General features: G+C 69.9%; 17 protein-coding genes. 13 read left to right on the plus strand and 4 right to left on the minus strand.

Annotated features, from left to right (window positions below):
- The first annotated feature begins 160 nt into the window (after positions 1 to 160).
- From IE263_RS29420 to IE263_RS29430, 3 genes are read left to right on the plus strand one after another with little or no spacing between them, the layout of a single operon-like run.
- Positions 161 to 424 carry an SHOCT domain-containing protein gene (locus IE263_RS29420; RefSeq protein ID WP_189940846.1) on the plus strand — a complete coding sequence of 88 codons (264 nt, stop codon included), beginning with the start codon at positions 161 to 163 and terminating at the stop codon, positions 422 to 424.
- A gap of 46 nt (positions 425 to 470) precedes the next feature.
- Complete coding sequence (locus IE263_RS29425) at positions 471 to 719, plus strand: DUF2933 domain-containing protein (RefSeq protein ID WP_189940847.1); 249 nt, start codon at positions 471 to 473, stop codon at positions 717 to 719.
- Positions 720 to 776: 57 nt separating this feature from the next.
- A complete protein-coding gene (locus tag IE263_RS29430; protein WP_189940848.1) occupies positions 777 to 995 on the plus strand; it encodes a hypothetical protein in 219 nt (72 codons plus the stop codon).
- A gap of 51 nt (positions 996 to 1,046) precedes the next feature.
- Here IE263_RS29430 and IE263_RS29435 read toward each other — a convergent pair whose 3' ends face one another.
- From IE263_RS29435 to IE263_RS29450, 4 genes are all read right to left on the minus strand, one after another.
- Positions 1,047 to 1,625: a phosphatase PAP2 family protein gene (locus tag IE263_RS29435; protein WP_189940849.1), complete on the minus strand. Its 579-nt coding sequence runs from the start codon at positions 1,623 to 1,625 to the stop codon at positions 1,047 to 1,049.
- Positions 1,622 to 2,815 carry an MAB_1171c family putative transporter gene (locus IE263_RS29440; RefSeq protein WP_189940850.1) on the minus strand — a complete coding sequence of 398 codons (1,194 nt, stop codon included), beginning with the start codon at positions 2,813 to 2,815 and terminating at the stop codon, positions 1,622 to 1,624. The genes IE263_RS29435 and IE263_RS29440 overlap by 4 nt, the downstream gene beginning before the upstream one ends.
- 12 nt (positions 2,816 to 2,827) lie before the next feature.
- Positions 2,828 to 3,391: a hypothetical protein gene (locus IE263_RS29445; protein WP_189940851.1), complete on the minus strand. Its 564-nt coding sequence runs from the start codon at positions 3,389 to 3,391 to the stop codon at positions 2,828 to 2,830.
- A gap of 267 nt (positions 3,392 to 3,658) precedes the next feature.
- Positions 3,659 to 4,099 carry a helix-turn-helix domain-containing protein gene (locus IE263_RS29450; protein ID WP_189940852.1) on the minus strand — a complete coding sequence of 147 codons (441 nt, stop codon included), beginning with the start codon at positions 4,097 to 4,099 and terminating at the stop codon, positions 3,659 to 3,661.
- A gap of 849 nt (positions 4,100 to 4,948) precedes the next feature.
- Between IE263_RS29450 and IE263_RS29455 the strand changes: the two genes are divergently transcribed.
- The 10 genes from IE263_RS29455 (at position 4,949) to IE263_RS29500 (ending at position 13,119) form a co-directional block, all read left to right on the plus strand.
- A complete protein-coding gene (locus IE263_RS29455; RefSeq protein ID WP_189940853.1) occupies positions 4,949 to 5,842 on the plus strand; it encodes a helix-turn-helix domain-containing protein in 894 nt (297 codons plus the stop codon).
- Between the two features lie 7 nt (positions 5,843 to 5,849).
- Positions 5,850 to 6,542 carry a zinc finger domain-containing protein gene (locus IE263_RS29460; protein ID WP_189940854.1) on the plus strand — a complete coding sequence of 231 codons (693 nt, stop codon included), beginning with the start codon at positions 5,850 to 5,852 and terminating at the stop codon, positions 6,540 to 6,542.
- Positions 6,543 to 6,698: 156 nt separating this feature from the next.
- On the plus strand, positions 6,699 to 7,343 hold the full coding sequence (locus tag IE263_RS29465) for a WhiB family transcriptional regulator (protein WP_189940855.1): 645 nt from the start codon (positions 6,699 to 6,701) through the stop codon (positions 7,341 to 7,343).
- A complete protein-coding gene (locus IE263_RS29470; protein WP_189940856.1) occupies positions 7,340 to 8,920 on the plus strand; it encodes a hypothetical protein in 1,581 nt (526 codons plus the stop codon). The genes IE263_RS29465 and IE263_RS29470 overlap by 4 nt, the downstream gene beginning before the upstream one ends.
- Positions 8,917 to 9,108, plus strand: coding sequence for a hypothetical protein (locus tag IE263_RS29475; RefSeq protein WP_189940857.1), 192 nt, complete (start codon positions 8,917 to 8,919; stop codon positions 9,106 to 9,108). Before IE263_RS29470 ends, IE263_RS29475 begins: the two co-directional genes overlap by 4 nt.
- A 102-nt stretch (positions 9,109 to 9,210) precedes the next feature.
- Entirely contained in the window at positions 9,211 to 9,435 is a 225-nt protein-coding gene (locus IE263_RS29480) for a hypothetical protein (protein ID WP_189940858.1), read from the plus strand.
- A gap of 131 nt (positions 9,436 to 9,566) precedes the next feature.
- The gene (mobC, locus tag IE263_RS29485; RefSeq protein WP_189940859.1) at positions 9,567 to 10,064 is read left to right on the plus strand and encodes a plasmid mobilization relaxosome protein MobC; all 498 of its coding nucleotides are present in this window, start codon (positions 9,567 to 9,569) and stop codon (positions 10,062 to 10,064) included.
- A 32-nt stretch (positions 10,065 to 10,096) separates the two neighbouring features.
- Positions 10,097 to 11,806 carry a relaxase/mobilization nuclease domain-containing protein gene (locus IE263_RS29490; protein WP_189940860.1) on the plus strand — a complete coding sequence of 570 codons (1,710 nt, stop codon included), beginning with the start codon at positions 10,097 to 10,099 and terminating at the stop codon, positions 11,804 to 11,806.
- 83 nt (positions 11,807 to 11,889) lie between these two features.
- Positions 11,890 to 12,345, plus strand: a complete 456-nt coding sequence (locus tag IE263_RS29495; RefSeq protein WP_189940861.1) for a hypothetical protein — start codon at positions 11,890 to 11,892, stop codon at positions 12,343 to 12,345.
- 75 nt (positions 12,346 to 12,420) lie between these two features.
- Positions 12,421 to 13,119, plus strand: a complete 699-nt coding sequence (locus IE263_RS29500; protein ID WP_189940862.1) for a hypothetical protein — start codon at positions 12,421 to 12,423, stop codon at positions 13,117 to 13,119.
- Positions 13,120 to 13,219: the final 100 nt, after the last annotated feature.

Raw genomic sequence — 13,219 nt, forward strand, 5'->3', positions numbered from 1 at the left:
CTACCTGGTAGGGGCTGAACGGCCCACCCGGTCGGGACCATCCGGCCCCAGCGCGCCGCCTCCGGCAGAGGGACGATGCATATGAGGACACAGGCTCCTCAAGGGCGCCGGGCCCGGGCCCGGGCCCGATCGCCGAACGATCCGAAACAGGTGAATGGCGATGTTCTGGTACGGCCACGACGTCAGCGGATGGGGCTGGTTCGCGATGTCCGCCAGCATGATCCTGTTCTGGGCGCTGATCATCACAGTGGGCGTGTTGCTCTTCCGCGCTGTGAACCGGCCTCACGAACACACGCACACCCCCGCCGCGCCACAGACACCCGAGCAAGTCCTCGGGGACCGGTTCGCCCGCGGGGAGATCGACGAAAAGGAGTACCGGCGCCGCCTGAACGCCCTGCACGCCGGCCCTCTCACCAAACCCTGACAGCCGGCCGCACCGGCTGCGGTCCCTCCGCTGAAGGAGGCTCGTGATGAACCAGCGCAACTACGGCATGTACGCGCTTGCCGCCGCGATCGTCGTCGTCGGAGCCCTGATTGTCGGCGCCTCGTTGGAGAGCCTGGTCTGGCTTGCCCTCGTGGCCGCCTGCCCGCTGATGATGTTCTTCATGATGAAGGGCATGCACGGCCAGGACATGCACGGCGGTCACAGCCGTGACCACCGGGACGACGACCCGCTCCACAAGCACGACCAGCAGCACCCCGGATCCGGCCGGCGCTGACCGGCCGGACACCGGCGTCCACGGCTCGTCCCGGTCCGCTCCCTGCACCGCACCGCCGTGATCCTTCTGGCCGCAGGTCTCCTCCCCGTTCCCGCCCTCCTTACCGACGCCGCGCCCGCCGTGGCCTGGGGTCTGTTGGGCGCTATCACCATCGCCGCCGCCCTGGTCTACGCCCAGTCCCGCGCCGGGACGGATGTCTGGGGGATCGCCGAGGGGCTCGTCTTGGACAAGCGGCACAGCCGACTCGTCTTCGACTGGGACGGCAAAAAGCTCTGACTCAGGCGCGGTGCGGGCCTGTGGACTCGCCTTGCGTCCCAACAGGGTTCGTCAGCGCATCGCGCTGAATACAACAGCTGCCGCGAGCCCTCCGAGCAGGGCGCCGACCACCGTCTGGGCGGGAGTGTGGTCACGGAGCACGACGCGGGACCAGCCCACGGCCGCGACGCCGAGTACCAACGGTGCCACGTGCGCGCCGTACGCGAGGAGGAGTATCACGACTACACCACCGGCCACGGCGGTGTGGACCGACACCTTCCACCAGACGGTCACGATCATGGTGGTGACGAGGCCGACGAGCATGGCGACGACCAGGGCGAAGACCTCGCGGGGCGCCCGGAGAGCGACCAGCAGTGAGATGCCAATGAGAACCGACGCCATCGTGGCAAGGAGAGGGACGGCGCGCTGCTCGCGGACTCGTACGTGCTTGTCGGTCCAGTTACCGCGCTTGACGCCGAGCATGATGACGGCGAACGGGATACCGCCGCAGAACAGGGCGGCCAACAGGCCCCAGCCGAGCCCTGCGACGCTGCTCGTGCTGTGCCAGCCGATGATCAGCAGTATCGCGATGACGAGGTTGGCCGGCGCGAGGGTGTCGGTGATGAGGCGGGCCGTGCGGGACTCGGTCACTGTGTCGTCTCCAGCGTTTGGGCGAGGTCGAGCTCTGCGGCGAAGGTGCGGGTGAGGTCGGAGTCGTAGGCCCTGGCGAGTTGTTTGAGTGCGTGGATTTCGCTGGGCAGGTCCCGTCCGCCGCTGGCCGGCGGGAGGGGTTCGCCGGACGAGGGCTCGTTGCGCTGCCGGGAGTTCTGGGCGCCGATGATCCAGCAGGCTTCCGCTGCGATGTCGGCTTGGGCGCCGATGAGGCCGGAGGCCGCGACGTGGGCGTGGGCCTGGTCGCGCAGGCTGCCAGGGGCGTGGTCGCTGAGGGTCAGGACTGCGTCTCGGATCTCGATGGTGCGGCGATACAGCCGGTCGTGAACGTGGCGGGGGTAGAGAAGCTCTGAGGTTCTGCGCCGTGGCGGGTCGAGGCGGACGGAGGGTACGGCCTCCGTGAGGCTGAGCCAGAGCGCGTACAGCTGCAGCAGGTCGCGGTATTCGCGGCTCCAGCGAAGCAGTCGTCCGGCGGCGGGCAGAGTGCTGCCGGTCACGATGAAGAGCAGCGCGCTGAAGAGCAGCAGACCGCTGATCGCTTCACTCATGCTGGCCGGAAGGGGGCTCTGCCCAAGAGATCGTAGGACCACGGCGGCCACGCGGTGCACGGCATAGACGATGCCGATGGTCGTGCCGATCCCCGTGAGACGCAGGCCACGCCCGAGGAGGCCGGTGCCGGGTTGCCGGCCCCAGCGCCAGCACAGCCGGGAGGCGCTGAACAGTGCCGCCCCGAGGTACGCCGTCCACACACCTCCGTAAGCAGCGATGCGCCAGTCGGTGGCGTACTCGGTCAGCAGGTCAACCGCTTCGTGCGGCTGGGGGGTGGCGAAGAACAGCACCGTGATGATGGCCGCCGCGGCGCTGGGGACAACGAGGTGGAGGCGGGAGGACTTAAGACCGGATGCCTTCTCCTCGGCCATGCTGTGAACGAAGGTCAGCACCGAGTGCGCCGCGACGATGCCGCCAAGATGCTTACCGAGAGAGCTCAAGTTATTGACCCCGAGGGCGGCGTCCACGGGTGCGGCGACGGAGGACACCCTGAGCGTCATGGCGACAGCCAGGGCGAGAAACGCGCTCCACAGGACTCGCTTGCTCGCATTGCGCCATGCGGCCGGGGTGCGCCACGCGGTGACCAGCCACAACAGGACCGCAGGAAGTGTGTCGATCATTCCAGGGCACTCTTACGAGTCGCTGAGCGCGTCGCCCAGGCGCCGGAGGACACCGCCGCGCGGAGGCTTGCTGGTGCGGGAGGCTGCGGCTTTGCCGGCGATCAGCCCTGCGAGACGCTCGGCGTCCCGCTCGTCCTCGGTGCCATAGCTGGCCCTGGTGAGGAGACTGACCACTGTGGCAGGGTCAATGTCCGGGAACAAACCGCCGCCGCCTGTCGGAACGCCGTCGAGGATCGAGCGGTGGCCCAGGAGCATGTGACCGAGCTCGTGCAAGATGATGTGTTCTTGGTGTAGCGGGCTGGTCGCCGCCTCGTGGAAGACGTGGTCAGCCTTCTCGGTGGCGATCCATACCCCGCACGGGGCGTCGGTGCCGGAGATGCCGGGGACGCTGTGCAGGTGGAGCGGACGACCGCGCTGCGCCGCGATTCGGTCACAGAAGACCTGGACATCGAATGGGTCCGGGATGTCGATCGAGGCAAGTGCATCCCCGATGTCCGGGCGTTCTTGGCGTCCGTCGCCCGGCTGCTGTCTTCGACTACGCAACGACAACTCGGCTCCGCAGGTGGCGTTGTACATGTCCGCGGCAGAGGCGGCACCGGAATCCAACATTCCGGCACAGGAACGATACGACAATCTTCAAGGGAATATGCCAGGAGCATGCTCAAGATACGCTCAAGCCCATAACGATCAAGAAATGCCCTGATTCGGCATCACTTGATCAAGGCTGAATTGGGCGGCAATACGCGCCGACGCTCGCACGCGCTGCAAAGCCGGACCCCGCAGCGTGACCTGCGCCACGTCCACCATCGGACAGCACCCTAACGCCCGGCGACCATCCTCCGTTCACCTACTGGACGCCTCATCGTCAGGAAGCCCCTCAAGCGTGCGAGCCCTCTCAAGGAATCCCTTGATCGTCTTGAGGGTCTCCGACGACAGGCCAGAGGCCCTCAACGCAATCTCTCGCACGTTGCTGTCCCGCATGGAGGCGAGCAATGAAAGTTGCTCGGCAATCCGCTCGGAGGACTCGTCATTAAAGAAGTAGGCGGGGGCCACACCAAAGAAGCCAGCGAGGGCCTCCAGGTGCTTCATGGTCGGGTTGTCCTTTTTGCCCTTTCGCAGGGTCCAGATGTAACTCGCCGAGATGGTAGGCCCCCCCGACTCCTGGATGGCCTGCGCCACCTCTTCATAGGTGTACTCACCGCGGCCCTTCGGGTGGACCGTCTTGAAGAGGTAGTCAAGCTTCTCCGCGAGGGTGCGCTGCCCCGCCGGCACTCCTTCGCTCATACAGGCCCACCCTTCGATGACTCACAGGTGCTCTTCGACTGACGTGAACGATACACCGCCCGACACAGGCGTTCCATTCTCCCCAGTTGACGCGCCCCATCTTCCCTGGTCTATTGTCGTCGCGTCGACATCGACTGATGCGAATGCGCAGACAGTGCTTTCGCGGCTCAGACGGACGGGGAGGGGGCGCTGTGCAGACACCGCCACTGAGGACCCGTGACGCCGTAACCAGGCGAGGGCCAGACCGCGCCGCCCGACGGTCGGCAACATGCTCTGGGCCCGCCCGCAGCCTCGCTGACACGAGCGGGCGCACAGATCATCGAGACAGCGACCAGGCTTCCTGGCACGACGACCGACAAGAATGCGCTCTGCTTCTTGCTGCGGGCAGCGATCCGACGCACTTCGCGCCAGCCACGCGACTTCTACAGGGTTTAAGAACCAAGTCTGGATCTTGACGCAGGGTCGTGCGTATGTTCGTCGTCGCTCCGGGCGCCCGCCCGGCACTACGAACACGAGGAGCAACGGAATGCGCGTGCTTCAGGCCCCGTAGGCCCGCATACAGCGACGGCGCCCGAGAGGTGCAACTCCCGGACGCCGAACGCTTCACGGCACAAACCGCCCCGGCAAGGGCGGATATCGCCACCATCACCACGCTGATCCCTTCCACGGGGCGTCTCAGCGTGGCAACATCGAAGGAGATTCTTGCATGCGCTCTGCCCTGCGCAAAAGGCCCGACAGCCTGGCCTGCGCGGCAGCCGCCCTCTTTCCCGCATCCCCCCGACCCGGACGTGAGTACGCCAAGGCCACCATGCCGACGCGCGACTCCCGCCTGTCGGCCGGGAGCGGCCGATGAGCAGCGACGCCCGCGAGTGGGTGTGGGAGCACAGTTCCAGCCGGGGAACTGCGCGCCTGGTCCTGCTGTCGATCGCCGACCGGGTGCCCGACGAGCAGTGCGCCGCCTGGGCATCCCTCTCCAGCCTGATCGAGCGCACGAACGCGAGCCGGACCGCGGTACGCGACGCCCTCGACAAGCTCATCACCAGCGGCGAGCTGGAGCAGCGCGACGACCTCCAGGGACCACAGCGCACCACGGTCTACCGCCTGCCCCTCGCCGCAGCGTTCCTGGCCAAGGTCAACGCCGCCGAACAGGAGGGCTCAGCCGCGGAGATCTCGCCGGCAGTGGAGGCAGATCCAGTGCCCGAACTGAAGGCCGAGGATCTTCGTCAGTACGGAATCTGGCCCAAGGACGGTACGGATTCCGGCCCCTCCCGCCGGATACCGACCGGATCGGATTCCGGCCCCTCGCGTCGGAATCCGACCCCCCGACGGTACGGAATCCGGCCCTTGGAGGGATCGGATTCCGACCCCCAGAACCGTAGTGAACCGAAGGTGAACCGTAATGACAGCAGTGGTACTGCCGTCACCTCGGCCAGCGAATGGAAGATCGACCCAGCCACCAACGCATGGGCCCGCCAGCAAGGTCACCTTGACCGCCTCGGCGAGGACGGCCTGCGCTCCGCCGATGCCAAATGGCGCGCCCACCGCGCGGCCTGGAAGCCCCGGCCGACAGGCGCCTGGGCTGCCGACTGGCGGTCCTGGATCGCCCGAGAGCGGACCCCTGGCCGCCCGAACCTCTACGCCCTGCCCGGCAGCGGCCCCGCCCCCGCAGGCGGCATGACCCGCGCCGAGGCTCACACCGCCGCTCTCCTCGCCGCCCTCGACGAGCCGACAGGAACGGAGTAGCACCCCAGTGACCCCACACGAAGTCGGCGCCCTGCTGGCCTACCTCGGCCGACTCGACCCCCGTCTCATCCGCACCGACAAGGGCGAGGCCCGTGACCAGATCGCCCAGTGGCACGAGCTGCTCGGCGACGTGCCCCTGGCCACTGTGCACGGGTGGGACGCCCACATCGTCGCCCGCGGGCACATCCTCGACTCGCCGTACCCGATCCTGCCGGTGGACGTCGCCCGCAAGTGGCGCGCCTACCGACGCGACCGCCTGCAGCGGCACACCGACCCCACCCCGTCCGCCGACCCTGACGACCACGCCGCCTGGAAGGCCGAGCTGGTCGGCACGCGGCAGGCCGTAGCCTCCGGCGCCGCGGCCCCCGCGACGCACAGGCAGATCACCAGTGGCCGGGTCCGCCCCGACCTAGAAGCACGGCTGCGCGAGATCGGCTCCTGCATCCCGCCCGCCGTCCGCGCCGAACTCGCGCCCTACCGGCCCGCCCGCGCGGCCCGCGAGGCGGCCATCGCCCAGGGCCAGCCCGACGCCCTCGGGGTTCGCTGCGAGTGGTGCCACGCACAGGTCGGCGAGCCATGCCGCCGCCGGCGCATCGGCCCCGACGGCGGCGCACGCGGCACTGCGCCCCGCGCCACCCCGCACCCCGGCCGCGTCGACCTCGCCGCAGCGCACCACGCCCAGCAGCCTGCGATGGCCTGACCGGCGCACCCCCTCGGTGCACCCCATCCCGGTGCACCATCGCACACCGTCCCGTCCGGCCGCAGCGCCCGCCCCGCGCCGCAGCCGGCCCCGACGCCCGCGTCCGCCCGCCCCCGGACCCAACCGGCCGACGCGGCAGCACATCGGAGTCAGAAATTGCGCACCATCACCACCCACAATGCGCCGGACACCGGCCTGCGCGGCATCGGCGATACCAGCTGGCACGCACACGGCGTGTGCCACGGCATGGACCCCGAGGACGCCAATGCCACCTTCTTCCCGCTGCCCCGGGACCACGAGGCCATCGCCGACGCCAAGGAGCTGTGCGCCGTGTGCCCGGTCAAGCGGGACTGCCTCAACTTCGCCCTCGAAAACGTCTTGAAAGAGGGCATCTGGGGCGGGCTCACCGAGGCCGAACGCCGCCCCTGGCACGACGGGCTGCCCCAGCGGCTCGACTACGACCGCGTGATCGCGTTCTTCAACGGCCGCGACGTTCACCTCACAGCCAAGGAGCAGCAGGTCGTCATCGATCACGCCTACGCCCGGGGCTGGCGCGCCGACCGGCTCGCCGTTGCCCTGCAGGTCAGCCAGAAGCACGCCCGCGACCTGCTGACGCAGGCCGCCCACAAGGTCCTCCACCGCGACCTCACCCTGGGAGTGCCCCCGAGGAAGAAGAAGCGGAAGCAGTCGAAGCCGACCACGAGCCAGCCCGCCACCGGCCAGCCCACCCAGGAACAGCCCGTGTCGGACCCGGTGCAGTCGACCTCCGCGCACGCCCCTCTCGGAAAGGCCGCCGCTTGACCCACCTCTCCCTGTCCTTCGGCGCTGCCCCGGACCTGCCCGTCCTCCTCGCCGTAGGCGTCCCCGTCGCCGTCCTGGCCCTGGTCCTGACCGGCTGGGTGATCAACCGCCGGGGAGCCAGCGACCAGAAGAAACGTTCCGGCAATCCCGCGGTCAAGGTCGCCGCCCTCGCCGCGCTCGGCTGCACCGCCTACAGCGCGGACACGAGCTGGCGATTCGCCGCCGACTACCTCGACATGGCCGGCACCACCGAGCGGGCCGGCATGTTCGCCGCCGCCGAACTGGCTCTGTTCGCGACCGCCCTGATGGCGCGGCAGAACCTGGCCACCCAGGGGGCGCCGGGGCTGCCGGGCACGCTGGTCTGGGTCATCACCGGAGTACAGGTGATACCGGCCTACGCCGAGAGCGGCCCCATCGGCGGCACCGTCCGGGCGTTCGTCGGCCCGATCATGGCGGCGATGCTGTGGCACCTCGCCATGGGCATCGAACTGCGCCTGCGCACCCCCGGCGCCGCCTCCCACGGGCTGATCGCCACGCTGGGGCGGGAGGTGCGCGAGCGACTGTTGTCCCGCCTCGGCATCGCCGCGCGGGACCGCGACGCCGCGCAGATCACCCGCGACCGGGCCACGACCCGAGCTGTCGCCATCGCCGCTCGCCTGGCTGAACGCAATCCCGAGCAGCGGACGAGCTGGCGCGGCCGAAGGCTCACCCGGCGGCTGTCGAAGGCGATCGGCCGAGCCTCGGTCGGCACCGACTCCGCGCAGCGAGCTGAGCTGCTCGACCAACTCGCGGCCCGACGGCACGCACTCGCCCTCGCCACGGTGCCCCTGCCCTCTCCCTGGTCCCCGCACTACAACAGAGCGGGCCTGGTCCCCGAACCGATCAGCGGGACCACCTCACTGGAAGCCGCGGTCCCCAGCAACGGTACCCACGCCCACCCCTGCCCGGCCCGGGACCGGTCCGCGCAGGGAGAGGGGGGACCGGTCCCCGGGACCGGCCGGGCACCCGGCGTCAGCACGGTCCCCGAGCGCGGGGACCGTGAGGTGGGGACCGTGAGCAGAAAAACGGGGACCGAACCGTTTGGCACGGGGACCGAGAGGTCCCTCGGCAGCGGCGAGGGACCTGGCGAACAGCCGCACGAAGTGCCTACTCAGGCCCCCGAACAGGACCCGGGACCGACCGACGCCGAGACGGGGACCGACTCCACCGGGGACCGGGGACCGACAGATAACAACACGGGGACCGACCCCGCTGGGGACCCCAGTCATGCAGTCCCGCTTCGGCGGAAGCCGACAGCGAAGCCCAAGGGCAAGCGCGGTGGCCGGTCCCGCAGCCAAAAGGCGCAGCGCCCGTCGCGGGAGCTGCAGGCGTCCGTGGACCAGCTCGTGCAGCAGGTCCTGCCACACGTCCCCGCCCTCCTGGAACGCGACGGCAACGAAGCGATCACCAGGGTCCAGCTCCGGGAGATCCTTCGGCGCGAGGGCCTGACGGGCGGCCGGAACGACCGACTCAGCCTCGTACTTCGCCAACTGCGGAGTGAGGCGACCGCCAACACAACAAGGAGCACCGCCCGATGAAGACCTGCCGCCGCTTCACCACGATCCGCAAGGAGTTTGAGCGGGAGATCGGCTTCCTGAGCGCCCACTCAACGCGGCACGCCGGCAGGCCAGCAGCGAAGGCCAGTGCGAAGCATGCGCTGTCGGCGAAGCAGCAGATGGCAAAGGCCCTTAGCCAGCACGTCGGTCGCTGCCCCGAGTGTGGCTGACGCCGGCAAAGCCGCAGCTCACTGCCCCTTATTGCGACCGGTGGCCCCGCCCAGTGCCGGGCCACCGCCCAGTTTCCAGGAGGCACCACCATCGACCCCCTCATGGCGCGCTCGTCCGCGCCGACCACCGCCGAAGCTGGCGCCTGGGCGGACGTCCTGGTCCGCCGACGGCACCTGCACGCCGCGGTCCTCACCCCGACTGGCCAGTGGCTCGTCCAGCACGAGCCCGACGGCCCCGTCCGCGTGCTCGCAGGACCGGCCGACGTCGTGGAGCTGGCCGCCGCCATCCAGCACCGAATCCGCACCACGAGGCCCCGCACCCGATGACGAACACGAACGAGAACGGCGACGCCCCGGAACCTGATCGTGACCTCAACTCGGTCTCGGGGCGAGCAAGTTATCGATCAAGGCACTCTTCCCCGTCGGGGAAGGCGCCTTCGACCGGACCCGCCCCAGGGGTGGCGGGAGCGGACCAGCACCGGGGGGCGCTGGTCCACGAGGCCACGACCGAGGGCGGATCGCAGCCGGAGAAGCAGCCGTCACCGCGCAAGCGCCGCGACGCGAAGAAGACCTCGCGCAAGCGCTCACCGAAGCCGCCCGCGAACAAGCGTGATTACGTGTGCAGCGTCCGCTTGAACGGCGACGAGAAGACCCTCCTCGTCGCCGCCGCCAACGCCGCCCGTACGAGCCTGCCCGCCTTCCTCGCGCGCAGCGGCCTCGCCGCCGCGCATGATCGCGAGAACACCGCTGCAGCCATCGCCGGCCATCGCGAACTGGTCGCCGAGCTCTTCGCCGCCCGCCGACATCTCGGTCACGTGGGGAACAACCTCAACCAGGTAGCCCGTGCCATCAATTCCGGTGGTCAGCCCACGGAGGTCGACGCCGTCGTCGCAGCGGTCCAACTTGCCGTGACCCGCGTGCAGGCGGCTACGGACCGGCTGCTGGACAGGCGGTGATTCCACTTGATCAATCGTTCTAGGACAGCAGCGTGATCCCCAGGATCCACAAGCGCGGGCAGCGCACCCTCGGCCTCCTCTACTACCTGTACGGGCCGGGCAAGTACGAGGAACACACCGATCCGCACCTGGTCGCCTCCTGGGACCACAACGCCCCCGACACCGGCCGCGACGAGTCCGCCACCCTCAAGCAGCTCCAGCAACTCCTCGACCAGCCCCTGGAAAACATCGACGAGGCGGAGCGGCCGACGAGGCACGTCTGGCACCTGTCCGTCCGCAACGCCGCCGAAGACCGCATCCTCAGCGACGAGGAGTGGGGCGACATCGCCCGCCGTATGGTTGCCGCCGCCGGCGTCGACGACCCTGAGCAGGGCGCAGGCTGCCGGTGGGCGGCCGTCCGCCATGCCGACGACCACATCCACATCGTCGCCACCCTCGTCCAGGAGGACGGCTACAAGCCCGACCTGGACCACGATGCCGCCCGCGTCCAAGCCCAAGCCCGAGCTCTGGAAGTGGAGTTGGGCCTGCGCCGTCTCAACAAGGGCGACGGCACTGCCGCGAAACGGCCTACCAGCGCCGAACGCCACAAGGCCGAACGCCAGGGCCGGGAGCGGACGGCGCGTGAGGAACTGCGCGAGACCGTACGCCGCGCGGTGGCCGGCGCACAGAGTGAGGAGGAGTTCTTCGACCGGCTGGCTGCCGCAGGATTGCTCATCCGCAAGCGGGCCGCCCCATCCGGAGACCTACTCGGGTATAAGGTCGCCCTGCCCGACGACCGCAACGCCCAGGACGAGCCGGTGTTCTACCCCGGCGCCCGGCTCGCGCCGGACCTGTCCCTCCCCCGCATCCGGGAACGCTGGTCCGCCGACAGCCACACCCCGGACACCGCGCCAGGGGAGCCTGCGCCGAGCGGCCCGGCCTCCGCCCGAAGGCGTACGGCCTCGGCCGCATGGCAGGCGGTGCTGATCGTCGAGCACAGCGACGACGCGGTGGCCGCCGCGTACATCGCGGCAGCCGGGGAGGTCCTGGACGCGCTGGCGAAGACCTCCGCCGCCCACACCCGCCGTGAACTGCGGGAAGCAGCCTGGGCGTTCGAGCGGGCATCCCGCTCCCACGTCCGGGCCGAGCACGGGCACAACCAGGCTCTGCGGCAGGCCGCCCGCGACCTCGTGCGCAGCGGTCCCGCGATCGGCCGTGGCGAGGACGGCGCGACCACCGCGATGGCGATCGACATGCTGTTCTTCCTGATCACGGCCGCCGCCCACTGGCACGCGAAAAGGAACCACGCCCAGCAGGCCGCCGCAGCCCGCCAGGCCGCCGAGCACCTACGTGCCGCCTACCAGGCCGCCGCCGCGCAGCCCCTCGGCGCCCTCTACCAGCGAGGGCGGCACCTGAACCGCCCCCTACAGCAGCGGCAGACGGCGGCGCTGCGCGAGGCGCTGCCGAAACTGGCCGAGCGGATCCTGGCCGAGCCCGGCTGGTACGCCCTCGCCGCCACGCTCGCAGACGCCGAGAACGCCGGCCACGACCCAGCCGTCCTCCTCGCCGAAGCAGCCGGACAACGGGAATTGGCCACCGCTGAGTCGGTCAGCGACGTACTCGTGTGGCGGCTGCGCCGGGCCGCCGGCCTTCCCGCAGACATCACCGGCATGGCACCCGGCGGCCACGGAGCAGCCCCGGGCACACGCCGCGCGCAACGGCCCGACCAAGAACGGTCGGGATCTCGTAGCCGCAGGCAATGACTGTTGACTCTTTGAATGGAAGCTGGTCAGGCAGTTGCGGCACGATCATCATGTGTGCAGGACGAGACGAAGGAGGACCACGGTTGTTCCACCGGATAGGGCGCCGCCGCGCGGAGGAAGAAATCGCCGGGATACTGCGCAGGCACGCGGAGCTCGAGGCGCGGATGATCGCGAACCAGATGCCACCGCACCTCGCGCAGTCGGCCGCCGCCCCGGAGCCGCCCGCTGAGCCGACGCCCGTGGTGGACGATTTCCTGCCACCGGAGCTGCGGGTGCCCAGCCACGATCAGGTCGAGGGCCGGGTGATGCCCTGGCCGTGGCCGATCGTCCTCGACGACAAGATCCTTGCCTGCGCCGAGTGCGAGACGTACCGGGACTGGCTCATCATCTCCACCCGCGGCCAGGTGTGGCTGCGCTGCCGCACCGGGCACCAGCAGCTCGAACCACGTCTCGACACCGCCTGGTTCAACCGGTGCTCCGGCCCCTCGGACGCAACGCACGCGACGTTCGAGGACTGCCTGCGCCACCTCGGCCACTGACCCCTCCCCTACGACCCCACCGGGCCTACGGGGCCCGCACTGCCCAAATGCCACCAAGCACCAAGGGGTCTCTCCGTGCGCGTCCGCGTCGCCACCGCCGTTCTCGGCCTCACCACCGTCACCGTCCTCGCCCTGCCCGCCTGCTCCACCAACTCCGGCGAAGCGAAGCCCGCCCCATCGTCCGCCGCCGGCTCCGGCAACCCGGCCAACGGCGAACGGCAGACGGCGCCGCTGTCGTCGGCCGCGCTGCAAACCCTGCTCCTCGACGAGAGCGGCCTCGGCACCAGCTACACCCGCAAGCCCGAGCCCACCGCCCAGCACGACGACGTCACCGTCCTCGGCTGCCCCGCCCTCGACCGACTCGGCGGCGAGGCGGCCACCGGGGGCTCGCTGGACTTCCCCCGCAAGGCGAAGGCGTCGTTCACCTACACGGGCGACAGCGACTCTGAGGTCTCCGAGGAGCTGTACAGCGACACCTCGGACAAGCTCTCCGACGGCACCGGGCGGATCTTTGACGCGATGACCGGCTGCCCGGAGTATCAGGTCCTGGTGGGCAGTAGCACGGTTGGTGTCACCACGCATCGGGCGTCCGCGCCCCACCTTGGCGATGAGCGATGGAGCATGCTCCTCACCTTCTCCGCCGGCGGGCAGGACAGCGTCGTCAAGCAGACCGCGGTCCGTACGGGGAACGTTCTGTTGATCGTCTCCGGCGCACCCGCCCTCGTCGACCAGAACCTCGACAGGGCTCTCGCCAAGGCGACAGCGTCCCGCTGACGCTCCCCCTCCCATGTCACGGGCGCCCCCGGCCACGCGAACGGCCAGGGGCGCCCGTGACATGTCCGGCCATCGAGAGGCGCACAAGCTAGTGGTCACA

Origin of the sequence: Streptomyces aurantiogriseus, assembly GCF_014649375.1 — a bacterium.
GTDB lineage: Bacteria > Actinomycetota > Actinomycetes > Streptomycetales > Streptomycetaceae > Streptomyces > Streptomyces aurantiogriseus.

Coding starts and splice junctions, on each gene's coding strand:
- IE263_RS29420 (WP_189940846.1), top strand. CDS start 161: ATGTTCTGGTACGGCCACGACGTCAGCGGATGGGGCTGGTTCGCGATG.
- IE263_RS29425 (WP_189940847.1), top strand. CDS start 471: ATGAACCAGCGCAACTACGGCATGTACGCGCTTGCCGCCGCGATCGTC.
- IE263_RS29440 (WP_189940850.1), bottom strand. CDS start 2,815: ATGATCGACACACTTCCTGCGGTCCTGTTGTGGCTGGTCACCGCGTGG.
- IE263_RS29445 (WP_189940851.1), bottom strand. CDS start 3,391: ATGTACAACGCCACCTGCGGAGCCGAGTTGTCGTTGCGTAGTCGAAGA.
- IE263_RS29450 (WP_189940852.1), bottom strand. CDS start 4,099: ATGAGCGAAGGAGTGCCGGCGGGGCAGCGCACCCTCGCGGAGAAGCTT.
- IE263_RS29455 (WP_189940853.1), top strand. CDS start 4,949: ATGAGCAGCGACGCCCGCGAGTGGGTGTGGGAGCACAGTTCCAGCCGG.
- IE263_RS29475 (WP_189940857.1), top strand. CDS start 8,917: ATGAAGACCTGCCGCCGCTTCACCACGATCCGCAAGGAGTTTGAGCGG.
- IE263_RS29480 (WP_189940858.1), top strand. CDS start 9,211: ATGGCGCGCTCGTCCGCGCCGACCACCGCCGAAGCTGGCGCCTGGGCG.